The organism is Rothia sp. SCPM-O-B-18226 (M350), assembly GCF_058213595.1.
Window position 1 is genome coordinate 182,017 of record NZ_JBYQJS010000004.1, and the last position, 13,057, is coordinate 195,073.

Annotated in this window: 8 protein-coding genes and 1 riboswitch; of the genes, 4 read left to right on the top strand and 4 right to left on the bottom strand. The window is 60.2% G+C overall.

Features of this window, described 5'->3' with window-relative positions:
• The first annotated feature begins 29 nt into the window (after positions 1-29).
• Complete coding sequence (locus AC3E6W_RS07565) at positions 30-926, top strand: lytic transglycosylase domain-containing protein (protein WP_490652754.1); 897 nt, start codon at positions 30-32, stop codon at positions 924-926.
• 188 nt (positions 927-1,114) lie between these two features.
• On the opposite strand, the gene AC3E6W_RS07570 is transcribed toward AC3E6W_RS07565, so the two are convergent.
• The 4 genes from AC3E6W_RS07570 to AC3E6W_RS07585 form a co-directional block, all read right to left on the bottom strand.
• On the bottom strand, positions 1,115-2,326 hold the full coding sequence (locus AC3E6W_RS07570) for a cytochrome P450 (protein WP_490652755.1): 1,212 nt from the start codon (positions 2,324-2,326) through the stop codon (positions 1,115-1,117).
• 294 nt (positions 2,327-2,620) lie between these two features.
• Positions 2,621-4,063: a sugar porter family MFS transporter gene (locus AC3E6W_RS07575; RefSeq protein WP_490652756.1), complete on the bottom strand. Its 1,443-nt coding sequence runs from the start codon at positions 4,061-4,063 to the stop codon at positions 2,621-2,623.
• A 223-nt stretch (positions 4,064-4,286) separates the two neighbouring features.
• Positions 4,287-5,288, bottom strand: a complete 1,002-nt coding sequence (locus AC3E6W_RS07580) for an aldo/keto reductase (RefSeq protein WP_005507313.1) — start codon at positions 5,286-5,288, stop codon at positions 4,287-4,289.
• 36 nt (positions 5,289-5,324) lie between these two features.
• Positions 5,325-6,974: an ATP-binding cassette domain-containing protein gene (locus tag AC3E6W_RS07585; RefSeq protein WP_490652757.1), complete on the bottom strand. Its 1,650-nt coding sequence runs from the start codon at positions 6,972-6,974 to the stop codon at positions 5,325-5,327.
• Positions 6,975-7,432: 458 nt separating this feature from the next.
• A riboswitch (SAM riboswitch) is annotated at positions 7,433-7,549 on the top strand.
• Positions 7,550-7,666: 117 nt separating this feature from the next.
• Between AC3E6W_RS07585 and AC3E6W_RS07590 the strand changes: the two genes are divergently transcribed.
• From AC3E6W_RS07590 to AC3E6W_RS07600, 3 genes are all read left to right on the top strand, one after another.
• On the top strand, positions 7,667-8,572 hold the full coding sequence (locus AC3E6W_RS07590) for a methylenetetrahydrofolate reductase (RefSeq protein WP_049333826.1): 906 nt from the start codon (positions 7,667-7,669) through the stop codon (positions 8,570-8,572).
• Positions 8,573-8,719: 147 nt separating this feature from the next.
• On the top strand, positions 8,720-11,047 hold the full coding sequence (gene metE / locus AC3E6W_RS07595) for a 5-methyltetrahydropteroyltriglutamate--homocysteine S-methyltransferase (RefSeq protein ID WP_490652758.1): 2,328 nt from the start codon (positions 8,720-8,722) through the stop codon (positions 11,045-11,047).
• 555 nt (positions 11,048-11,602) lie between these two features.
• The gene (locus AC3E6W_RS07600; protein WP_371556210.1) at positions 11,603-13,042 is read left to right on the top strand and encodes an MFS transporter; all 1,440 of its coding nucleotides are present in this window, start codon (positions 11,603-11,605) and stop codon (positions 13,040-13,042) included.
• The last annotated feature ends 15 nt before the right edge of the window (positions 13,043-13,057 follow it).

A 13,057-nucleotide genomic window follows, 5' to 3' on the forward strand; every position in this document is an offset into this window, starting at 1 on the left:
CCGCGGCTCGGGTGCGCTAGTCTGGATGGATGGCACATAGCACTTCGGGCGCCCCTTCCGAGCGTAACGCTACGAGCGCCTCCAACCACACTTCCGCCTCGGCGGACGCACAGACTTCCCCTCGGCCGCGTAAAGCTTTCCCGCTTCGCTTTCTGGCCGGGGCTCTCGCGCACTGGCAGATTATCGCCTCTGCGGTTCTTTTAGGTGGCGGCGTCGCCGGTTTGGCAGCCACCTATGACGACTACTGCGGCATGACGGAGCTTTCGTATGCTCCGGCGGCCCTCCGATCCGATTTTGAGGAGGGCTCTAAGGTGTCGGGTTTCCGCCCCGGTGTGATGGCCGCGCAGATTGAGACCGAGAGCCACTGGCGCGTGGGCGTTGTGTCCCACCAGGGCGCTAAGGGTATCGCGCAGTTTACCGATGAGGCGTGGAATGCCGAGCACTACAGCTTCGGCAACGGCGGTAACGTGCTGAACCCGCACGATGCGATTGCTGCGCAGGCCCGCTACCTGTCCGAGCTTCGCACCCGTTTGGCGAAGTACGCTTCTAATGAAGACCAGCTGCAGGATGTGGTGCTCGCCGGCTATAACGCGGGCCCCGGTTCCGTGGAGAAGTACGGCGGCGTTCCGCCCTTCCCCGAGACTCAGAATTATGTGAAGACGATTCGCGAGCTGGCGGATACCAAGTATAAGCTGACCTGCTCTCCCGAGTACCAGTTCAAGCAGGCGAAGTTGAGCTTCGTGAATGGCGTGACCCCGGCAATGGCGGGTGTGCATGCGGCCGGTACGCCGCTGTCGGCCGAGGAGTCGGCGAGCGCGGCGGCGGAGGTTTCCGCCTCGGCGTCTGCGAGCGCTTCGGCTCGTCCGTCTGCGAGCGGTTCTGCGGGTTCTTCGGTGAAGCCTTCGGCGACGAGTTCCGGCCGCTAAATTCAGCTTTTTAGGTAGTCCACTAGGTTATATAGCCGTCAGGGAATATTCTGTTTTATCTATAGTGAGCGGCTGATACCGGCCGCCACTACCCTACTATTCACTCTTATATTTACTCTTAACAGCGCGAGGCGCCGACCCCCATTCTCGGGGTTCGGCGCCTCGCACTTTTTATGGCTGGATCGTGCCTAGTTGAAGATGGCGCGCACAACCGAGTAGCCGGAGACCGGGTACACCGCATTCACGGTTGCGGGCTTCTCGCTCTCGTCCGCAATCTCAATCGACTTGGTGCCGCGCAGCAGCTCCTCGAGCAGGATGCGCAGTTCCAGGCGTGCCAGGGGCGCGCCGGGGCAGACGTGGATGCCGTCGCCGTACACGAGGTTGCGGGACTGGTCGCGGTGCGGGTTGTAGGTGAGGGCGTCCTCGAAGGCGTCCTCGTCGCGGTTTGCGCTGGCCCAGTTGATGGTCACGCGGGAGCCGGCAGGCAGGGTGCGGCCGCCGAGTTCGGTGTCCTGAGTGGTGACGCGGCGGTTAGTGACGAGGGTGTCCTCGAGTCGCATGATTTCCTCGACGGCGAGAGCGATTTCGCTGCGGTCGTCGAGTGCGTTGCCGTCGGCGAGGGATGCGCGCAGGCGGTCCTGCTCGGCGCGGTTGCGTGCCAGGAAGTTCACGAACACGCCCACGGTTGCGGAGACGGTGGAGAGCTCGCCCACGGTCCAGTTGCGGATGAGGCTGACAATCTCTTCGTCGGTCATGGTGCGGGGCTCTTCGCCGGGCAGGTCCACGATGTCGGTGAGCAGTTCGGCGGTGACGTCCTTGGGCTTGCCGGCTGCGGCATCCTCGCGGCGCTCGTCGAGCAGCTGGCGGATGTAGCCGTCGAATTCGAGGGCGACCTTGGCGATTTCTGCGCGGTCACGGCGCAGGGTGGCGACGCGGTTCTTTTCAATCCACTCGGTGAGGGGCTGCTCGAGGCATGCGGGCCAGCCCATGAAGGCGTTCTGCACACGCATTGCGTATGCCTGACCGAAGCCCTGCATGACGTCTACCTCTTCGCCGCGAGGAAGGTCAGCGATGAGGCCCTGCACGGCTTCGCGGATGACGGGTGCGAACTTTTCGAGGCGCTCGGGGGTGAAGTACTTGTCGTTGATTGCGCGGAACGCGGTGTGCACAGGGGCGTCCATGCCGTTGGGGACGGCGATGTGACGGGTAGAGACCACGTTGGAGTAGATTTCGGGGTGGTCGAGAACGTGCTGCACGTCGGCGTTCTTGAAGACGGAGTAGCCCATGAATTCGTCGTGGGCGACGGGGCAGCGGCGGCGCATCGCGTCGTAGGCTGCTACCTGGTCCTTCTGGACCTCTTCGCTACGCAGATCCCAATCGTTGTGTACGTTCTCAGTCATGGTTCACCTATATTTCGTTAGAGTCATGTGTATTGCACCGGGTGACGAATCGTTCCGGTGGCTACGCGGTGTGTGCTCGCACAGGTCAAGCATATATTTCGGCACTTTGAAGTCAATAGTACCCTCTTGAAGGTAGCACCTTGCGGGCGGGGTTTCAGGGTAGGGGCTCCTTGCTTCTCCTTCAACGAACAGTGCGGTGGGGCGAGGGGCGGCGGGTCACGAGACGCACGAGGCGGGCGGCGCCTCCACCGGGGAGGGACCGCCCGCCTCATTCTTGCCTAAAAACCGCCGAATCTAGCGCTTGTGTGAGGAGGGGTAGATGCTACCGTCCATCACGCCGCGCTCCACCTGCTCCAGGCTCACGCCGCGAGTCTCCGGCAGGTTGCGGAACATCAGCAGCGCAATGACCACGTTCACCACGGCAAAGCCGATGAAGGAGCCGGTCAGACCGACCGCACCCAGAATCACGGGGAACGCCAGCGACAGCACACCATTCATCATCCAGCCGCTAAACGCCGAAATGCCCATACCCGCCGCACGCACACGCAGCGGGAACAGCTCACTCATAATCACCCACGTGGACACGTTCAGGCAGGTCTGCATCGCGCCCACAAAGCAGACGATGAGCACCAGCAGAATCCAGGGACGCGCCGCATTATCGGCGGGCAGCAGCATGGATGCGCCCGCAATCAGCACGTGGAAAAACGCGGTCGAACTATAGCCGGTAATGACCATGACGCGGCGCGGTACACGCTCCATCAGGCGCAGCGACAGGATGGAACCGAGCACCGCAATCGTACCCGGCGCAATGTTCGCAATGAGCGCCGCGGATTCGCTGAAACCGGCTTCCTTGAGCACCTTAATGCCGTAGTACATGATCGAGTTGATGCCGGTCAGCTGCTGGCCCGCGCCGACCAGAATACCGACGAGCAGGATGCGCACGAACCAGCCGCGCACGCCCACGCTTTCCTTACCCGCCGCATTGTTCTGGGTGGTCGCCTCCGCCTGCAGGGTGCGTTCAATGTCGGCAATTTCGGCCTCGGCACGCTCGGTGGAGCGGATGCGCTTCATCACCTCAAGCGCCTGCTCACGCTTGCCGACGCGCAGCAGCCAGCGCGGCGACTCGGGCACACGCAGCATACCGACGAACAGGCCGATGGCGGGTAGGGTGCAGATGGCGAACATCCAGCGCCACACGCCGTCGTGCTCGCCCCATACGTTGCCGATGAGGGCGTTCACGATGAACGCGGCAAGCTGACCGCCCACGACCATGAGCTCGTTGCGGCCGGAGAGGGAGCCGCGAATTTCGTAGGGTGCGAGCTCTGCGAGGAACACGGGCACCACGGCGGAGGCGCCGCCAACCGCCAGGCCGAGCAGGGTGCGCCCGGTGATGAGCACGGCGACGTTGGGTGCAAAGACGCACGCCAGGGCACCAATGAAGAAGATGGTGGAGAGCCCAATGATGGTGGTTCGGCGGCCGAACCGGTCAGAGATGCGGCCGCATCCGAGTGCGCCGATAGCGGCGGCGAAGGCGAGCGATCCGGTGACCCAGCCTTGGGTGGTGGAGTCCATGCCGAGTTCGCGGCTCATGGGTTCGAGCGCGCCGTTGATCACTCCGGTGTCGTAGCCGAAGAGCAGACCTCCGAAGGTGGCGATGAGTGCAATGATGCCGAGGTATCGACTGTGCTTCCCGGTGCCCAGAGGGGGCAGGGTGGAGGCGGTGCTCTGTGCGCTCATGGTGTCCTTTATGCCGAGGGGTTAGGTGAGATTACACCGACATTGGTGGTTCTTCAGCACTGTCAGTGGGCTAGGTGAGGTGCATCAGGTTAGACACACCTCACCTAATCCTAGCGAAAACGTTCAGCGGGTGATATTTATTTCTCACCGCGGACATTTTTCAGCGTATATTACGGCCGACACGTGCGACCGCTTGAGTGCCCCTTTGAGAGGGAGCCGGAGTTTAGAACAGCGCGATCTTCTCGGGTGCCGGGAAGATGGCGTCCAGGGCGGCGAGGTCCTCAGCGTCGAAGCGCAGGCATGCCGCCTGTGCGTTGGCGCGCACCTGCTCGGCGCTGGTCGCACCGGCAATGACGGAGGTGACTGGCGACTGCTGTGCGAGCCAGGAGAACGCCGCCTGCACTTCGGTGATGCCGCGTTCGGTGCAGAAGCTGTGGAAGGCTTCGAGCTGGTCCCAGTTGGCGGCGTCGAGCACGTTCTTCTTGGAGTGGGACAGGCGCGAACCGGCGGGAATGTTGTCGCGGCGGTACTTGCCGGTCAGCAGGCCGTTAGCGAGCGGGAAGTACGGCAGCACACCCATGCCGAAGTGCCGTGCGGCGGGCAGGATTTCGAGTTCTGCGCGGCGGTCGAGCAGGTTGTAGTGGTTTTCAGCGACTATGAACCGTTCGGTGCCGAGTTCACGTGCGCAGTGTTCGGCGTGGGCGAGCTGCCAGCCGGAGAAGTTGGAGTGGCCCAGGTAGCGGACTTTGCCGTCGCGTACGAGCTGGTCGAGGGCGCTGAGGGTTTCTTCGATGGGGGTGTTGGGGTCGGGGCTGTGGTAGAAGTACAGGTCGATGTAGTCGGTGCCGAGGCGGCGGAGGGACCCTTCGACGGCGCGCATGATGTAGCGGCGGGATCCGCGGGCGTTGCGGTCGTTGCCGTTGAGGTCGCCGACGGGCAGACCGAATTTGGTGACGATGGTCAGTTCGTCGCGGTCGAGGCCGAGCTGGGTGAGGGCGGTGCCGAACATGGTTTCTGAGAGGCCGGGTTCGGCGCCGTAGAGGTCGGCGATGTCGAAGAAGCTGATGCCGGCGTCGACTGCGGCGGCGATGACTTCGTTGGTGCCTTCTTGGGTGCGGGTGGGGGTGCCGGGGCGGCCGAGGTTGTTGCAGCCGATGCCGACGCTGGGTACGACGAGGCCGGAGTTGCCGAGCCTGCGGTAGACGGGGGATTCAATACGTTCCATGTTTTTAACTCTACGTTGTGCGGGTATGTTGCGTGGTTATTTCCCCTCCAGTTGGGAGGCGAAGAGCTTCCTGAAGCGTGATGTGGGGTCGGTCGTTAGGTCCTGGTAGGTTCCTTGCTCCACCACACACCCACCATCCAACACCACCACAGAATCAACACCACGCAACGTCCACGCACGATGAGACACCAACACCACCAAACGCCCAGCAGCAGCCACCTTCAACCGAGCAAAAATCTCCTCCTCAGTCTCAGCATCCACAGCACTGGTCGGCTCATCCAACACCCACACCGGCGCATCCCGAAGAACCACACGCGCCAATGCCAAACGCTGCCACTGACCACCCGAAAGACCAACACCACCAAACGACTCACCCAACTGAGCATCCAAACCACCCTCAAGACCACGCACAAAATCATCAGCACAAGCCACCGACAAAGCCGACCACAAATCAGCATCACCAAGACGCTCAACCGCCGCCTGCGGCAAACCCAGCAGGAGATTTTCACGCACAGTCAGTTCATAACGGCCGTAGTCTTGACTCACCAAACCAACATTCGCCAACATGTTGTATTTACTCTCAGAAGAAGCACCCTTATACGTTATGCTCCCCTGGGCAATTGGTGTAATTCCAAGAATTGCATTTATTAGCGTTGTTTTTCCCGCGCCCGAGGCACCAACTACTGCAATCATTTGATTATTCATCAGCTCAAGATTAATATCTTTAAGCGCAAAAGACGACGCGCCCTCATACTGAACGGATACATCTTTGCATATAATTTTTGAAATATTTTCACGGTTATGGTTAGAAGTTTTTATCTCAGAAGCATGGTCGTAAGTATCAGAGTCGCATACCCTTCGGAATTGCTGAACAGATAATGCTCCATTAATAATCTGGCCGAATGAATATCCCACCTCTTGGGTCGCGTTAACACAGGCAATGATTCCAATCAGCGATCCGGCCACATACGATATATCGGCTCCTGAATCCACAAGGAAGTACAGGGACGCAAAAAGTAAGACAGAGCAGAGTAGCCCTGCAACTATGGAGATGATTCCTCTAACACTTTCAAGGCTCAATTCCCTACCGGCCGCCCGGCGTCGCCAGGACGCTACGCGTTGCGAGAAAAATCGGGAGGCTCTCATGAGGTGAAGTTCTTGGGCGCGACTTTGAGCAATCAGATTGTCTAGATAGTAGTTCTCTACCCGATAGTCCTCGTACATTAGGGTGTAGATAGCATAATCACGTTTAGCGAGGATTACCATTGCAATAGATAGGGGTAGTGAACACAGTGCCGCAAAAATTGCTGCCACAATGCTGACGTTCGCGATATTAAGACAGAGAAGTAACACCATTGCGAAGGCACTCACCAGTGTCATAACTGACATGGTGTGAACCTGCAATTCCTGTTTCGATATTGCCTCTCTTGCAGCACGTATATCTTCCTGTGATTTTGTGCTACCTATATCAGACAACGGAAAAGTAGATAACCTGGTATTTAACATGCGGTGAACCCGATAGTTCATCTTTGATTTGAGGATAAGCATGTTACTTCTTACCCAGCGTTGAGCAATGATATTAATTCCGACAACAAGGGCAAGAGCAACGATATAAATCCAGGCCGCGCCACCATTTGAACCGCTCAAGGCTGATACTGTATTACCGATCAGCAGGGACTGGCTCAAGGGAATGCAGGCGATGACGGCTAGCGATAGGGCGACGCTCACCAGGGTTGTGGGACAGGTTTTCCATGCTAGGCGGAAGGACCAGAGTATAGAAGAAAATAGCTTTTTCATTCTCACCACGCTCACAAAGTCATATTGAACTCATCTTTGAGCCCTGAAACTCCTCGATGAGCGGACATTGAAACACTACCCGTGCCTCACTAGCTACCCTACCCCTCAATGAAATATAAAACACATATATTCGTGCGTGTCCAAGAATATTAAGCAGATATATCTGTGATATCTTCAGGCATTCAGGGGTCAGCCGACAGCCCTACCCGCAACGCCCCCAGCCGCCCTTCGTCATAGTCGGTCATATTAAGTTCATATTTCGGTGACTCGTCATCTCTCGACATATTGGGTCATCATCCCCCGAAGTTCTTGCGCACCCTCCAAAACGCCCGGTACAGTGAAGGCGTTATCTATCAAGAGCGACCGAGAGATCTGGCTCGTCGACGTCGCAGCAACCTCGCCAGTATCCCCCACCGTCACGGTGCAGGGTGCGGACAAGGTGCTCCCGCCAGAACCGATAGAGAAGAATACCCTTCGGCGCCCCTTGATGATGCGCACCCGCAAACCGGTGGCGCGCATCCTGCAGAAGAATTCGCGCACCCTTACGGTGCGTATCTATCGGGTGAACACGAAGGATGGTTATGACGACAGTTCACCCGGCTCTTTCTTTTGAGCTGTTCCCTCCGCGCTCACACGCAAGCTGTGAGTCGCTGATTCGCACCATTGCGGAGCTTGAGGGTACCAACCCCGACTACGTTTCGGTCACCTATTCCGGTGACGCGAAGCGCCGTCAGAAGACGCTGGCGCTGCTCGACTACCTGGTGCACGAAACCTCCCTCACCCCCCTGGCACACCTGATTTGTGCAGGCCACTCGGTGCACGAGCTGGAGCGTGCGGTCCGCCTGATTCTGGGTCTGGGCGTGCGCGGTTTCCTGGCGCTGCGCGGTGACGTGCAGGAAGGTCAGGTTTCGGAGCTTCCCTTCGCCCGCTACCTGGTCGAGCTGATTCGCCGCGTGGAACGTGAAGATTTCGCCCACCTGGCGGCGGGTAAGGTGTCCATCGGTGTGGCGGCGTACCCGCAGAAGCACCCCGAGTCTGCATCCCTGCTGCAGGATATTGAGATTCTGCTGTCGAAGCAGCGTGCCGGCGCGGATTTCGCTATCACCCAGGTGTTCTTCGAGGATGAGCGCTACAGTGCCCTGGTCGATTCGGCTCGCCTGGCGGGTGTGGACATCCCGATTATTCCGGGCATCATGCCGGTGACCTCCCTGAAGCGCCTGCAGAACCTCTGCCAGATGGCGGGCATGTCGGTTCCGGCGGATCTTGCGTACGCCCTGGAGACGGCAACCAGCAGCGCAGAGCTGCACCGCATCGGCGTGGACTACGCACTGAACCAGTGCCGCGCCGTGATGGATGCGGGCGCACCGGGCCTGCACTTCTTCACCTTCAACGAGCATGCCGCGGTGCTGGACGTTCTGGACCAGCTGGACCTGCCCCGATACAGCAACCGTTTCTCCCAGCCCCTGAGCGAGCTGGAATTCGCCTAAACGCGACCCGCTCCGCCCGGCGCGGATGCGCCACCCAAGTTTCCCCCAAAGTACCCCGGGAGCGTCCCGCGGATCTCGGCCCCATCGACGGGGCCGGCAGGGCCCGCTGATTCTCCCATTTCTATCCCCAGTAAAGGAATATGCACTATGTCTAACGTTGCTTTCCCCGCCGCAACTATTGTTGGTTACCCCCGCGTGGGCCGCTTCCGTGAGCTGAAGAAGGCTCAGGAGGCTTTCTGGAAGGGCAAGACCACCCTGCAGGAGCTGCAGGATACCGCCGCTGACGTGCAGCGCACCTACTTTGAGCGCGTGACCGCCGCGGGCCTGAAGGCTGACAACTACTCGATTCCGGCGACCTTCTCCTACTACGACCAGGTGCTCGACGTTGTTCGCCTGTTCACCCTGGTTCCCGAGCGTCTGGCCGAGGCTAAGGATGCACGCGGCCTGCTGGATCTGCCCGGCTACTTCGCCCTGGCGCGCGGTACCGAGACCCTGCCTCCTCTGGAGATGACCAAGTGGTTCGACACCAACTACCACTACCTGGTGCCCGAGATTGGTGCCGGCACCGAGATTAAGCTGAACCTTGAGGCTATTGACGAGCAGCTCGAGGTCGCAAAGCAGGCTGGCGTGAAGGTTCGTCCGCAGATTGTTGGCCCGCTGACCCTGCTGCTGGGCGCTAAGGCTGAGCAGGGTTCCGCCGAGGACTTCGCACCCATCGACCGCTTGGACGAGTTCGTTGCCGCTTACGCTCAGGTGCTGGAGCAGCTGGCTGAGCGCGGTGTTGAGTGGGTTCAGCTGGACGAGCCGGGCCTGACCGTGGACCGTGCCGACAACGCGAAGGTTGCCGAGCTGGCCGAGCGCACCTACCGTGCCCTGGCTGCAGGCGAGAAGCGCCCGCAGATTCTGGTGACCAGCCCCTACGGTTCCCTGCGTGAGAACCTGCCGGCGCTGCTGGGTACCGGTGTTGAGGCTCTGCATCTTGACCTGGTGCACGGCGTGTACTCGAAGGCTGAGCTTGAGTCTGTTTCTGCCGCCGGCGTGCACCTGGTTGCCGGTGTTGTGAACGGCCGCAACGTGTGGCGTGCCGACGTTCGTGCCGCGCTGAAGACCCTGGAGGCGCTGCCCGGCGCATCCGAGGGTGCCGTGTCGGTGGCTTCTTCGACCTCCCTGCAGCACGTGCCGCACGACCTGGCTCTGGAAGACCCCGCCGAGGTTCCCGTGGACGGCCTGGCCTTCGCCGACCAGAAGGTCGCTGAGATTGCACTGCTGGCTCGTGGCCTGGCCGAGGGTGAGGCCGCTGTTGAGCCCGAGCTGAAGGCTGCTGATGAGGCGCTGGCTCGCTTCGCCGCCGACCCGCGCAAGCACAACGACGAGATTCGTGCCCGCGCCGCAGCTGTAACCGCCGAGGACTTCGACCGCCCGACCATTGACGTTCGCCATGCGGCTCAGGCTGACCTGAACCTGCCGAAGCTGCCGACCACCACCATCGGTTCCTTCCCCCAGACCGCTGAGATTCGCCGCCGCCGCGCGGAGGCTCGTGCGGGCAAGATTTCCGCCGAGGAGCTGAACGGCTTCCTGCGTGACGAGATTGCCTCGGTCATCAAGCTGCAGGAGGAGCTGGGCCTGGACGTGCTGGTTCACGGTGAGGCTGAGCGTAACGACATGGTTCAGTACTTCGCCGAGAACTTCGACGGCTTCGCAACCACCCGCCACGGCTGGGTTCAGTCCTACGGTTCGCGTTGCACCCGCCCCTCGATCCTGTTCGGTGACGTGAAGCGTCACGGTGAGGGCCTGCGCGGTGAGGCGTTCACCGTTCCGTGGAGCTCCCACGCACAGTCGCTGAGCGACAAGCCGGTCAAGGGCATGCTCACCGGCCCGGTGACGATTCTGGCATGGTCCTTCGTGCGTGACGACCAGCCGCGCCGCGAGACCGCTAACCAGGTGGCTCTGGCACTGGCCGACGAGATTGCCGACCTGGAAGAGGCAGGCATCCGCATCATTCAGGTGGACGAGCCGGCTCTGCGTGAGCTGCTGCCCCTGCGCCGCGACGAGCAGCCGCAGTACCTGGACTGGTCGGTGAACTCCTTCCGCCTGGCAACCAGCGGCGTGAAGGACTCCACCCAGATTCACACCCACCTGTGCTACTCGGAGTTCAACGAGATTATCGACTCGATTAACGCTCTGAACGCCGACGTGACCAGCATCGAGGCCGCCCGCTCGCACATGGAGCTGCTGGCTGATATTCCGGAGACCTTCGTTTCCGGTCTGGGCCCGGGCGTGTGGGACATCCACTCCCCGCGTGTTCCCTCGCAGGAGGAGATTGAGTCCCTGCTGAAGGCTGCAATTGGCTACGGCACCATTGCCGACCTGTGGGTGAACCCCGACTGCGGTCTGAAGACTCGTGATTACGAGGAGACCAAGCAGTCTCTGCGTCACCTGGTGGACGCCACCAAGGCGATTCGCGCTTCTCTCTAGGTTTCCCATCCGGAGAGCTTTAGGTTCCGCTACCTGCTGCGGGTTGACCGGATGATGGTTTGCTCGCGGTGACCTGCGGCAGGTGGCGGCTGTTCGGCTTCCCGCCGGTATGCGTACCGACTGCACGCCGAACTTTTGGGGATAGATAACGGGTCCGCCCGCACGGCTTCTTCTGCACCGTGCGGGCGGACTTTTGTGTGCCCGGGAGGTGCCCGTTGCAGGTTCGTTTCGGATTTGTCCCGGGTTCGTTTCGCGGCGTCCACGTGGTTTTCGCGGCAGATTTAGGGTATAAATTACCCTAAATTTATGTGTGGTCTGACCATAACATTCTCTTGCCGTTTATTGAAAGCATTTATATTCATCGCGCGCCGCGTGACCCCGTCTCCCGATAGGTAGATGCTCATCACAGGTATTTTCATATTCGCCGGAATTTCAAGGCAGAAACGGCTTTTAAAGAACATGTGTTCTGAATATCTGTTCACCGTTGCAAGAATACTATGCACATATGCCCATCAAATTAGCATTTTTATAAGAATCCGTTTTTAGAATTCCAGCATGACTACTACCGCTTCATCAAAGAAGAAGAAGGGTTCTGCACCCCGCTGGCTCGCTATTCCGGCACCCAAGCCCCAGCTCAGCGAAGCAGAAGTTAATGCGAAGTACCCACGCATGCGCCTGCAGGTCTTCATGGGTATCTTCATCGGTTACGCGACCTTCTACCTGATTCGTAACAACGTCCCGCTGGTCACCCCGATTCTGACCAAGGAACTTGGCTTCAGCAACGCAGCAATTGGTGCGCTGTCCACAGCACTGCTGCTCGCATACGGCTTCAGCAAGTTCTTGACCGCAATGATTTCCGACCGCTCGAACGCGCGCCTGTTCCTGCCCATCGGCCTGGTGCTCTCGGGTATTGCAAACATTCTGCTGGCACTGACCGGTTACATGGGTGAAGGCGCGGGCGCGGCCGGATACGGTGCCGCTATCGCCTCCATCATGGCGACCATCATGGTCTTCAACGGCATCTTCCAGGGCATGGGCTGGCCGCCCTCGGGCCGCGTGCTCGTGAACTGGTTCTCCACCAGCGAGCGCGGCGCGAAGGTTTCGTGGTGGAACACCGCTCACAACGTTGGTGGTGCGCTGTCCGGTCTGCTGGTTGCGTGGGGCTTCTCCATGTTCGGCAAGACCTGGGAGGTTGCCTTCTGGTTCCCGGCCGTCATCAGCTTCGTTCTGGCGTTCGTGGCGTGGCTGCTGATTCGTGATAACCCCGAGGCTGAGGGTCTGCCCACCGTTGACGTGTACCGCAACGACCCGCACAAGGTTGAGTCCACCGCTGAGGATCGTGCGGAGTCCACTTGGACCACCATCCGTAAGCACGTGCTGACCAACTCGACCATGGTGTACCTGGCTCTGGCAAACGTGTTCGTGTACACCCTGCGTTACGGCGTGCTGGTGTGGGCGCCGAAGTACCTGCACGATGTGCGCCACACCTCCCTTGAGGGCGGTATTGCGGGCTTCTCGATTCTGGAGCTTGCCGGCATTGGTGGCACCGTCCTGTGCGGTTACGTTTCTGACCGCATGTTCAAGGGTCGCCGCTCCCCCGCGGGTATCCTGTTCCTGATTGCGACCGTCGGCGCGATTCTGCTGTACTGGCTGCCTTCTTCGGATGCGCCGCTGTGGATTGCGTACGTTGCGTTGGCTCTGATTGGTGGCCTGATTTACGGCCCGGTCATGCTGATTGGTCTGCAGGCTATTGACCTGTCTCCCTCGCACGTTGCGGGTACCGCCGCGGGCTTCACCGGCCTGTTCGGTTACGCGCTGGGTGCGACCCTGGCTTCTGCCGGTATCGGCATTATTGTTGACCACTGGGGTTGGAGCACCGCGTTCGTCTTCATGATTGTCTGCTCCGGTCTGGCCGTGCTGTTCCTGTGGCTGGTCAACGGCGCTGAGAAGCGCATGATGGCTGAGCGTGCAGAGAAGCTGGCGGCTCAGGCTTAATTACCCGGTCTTTCT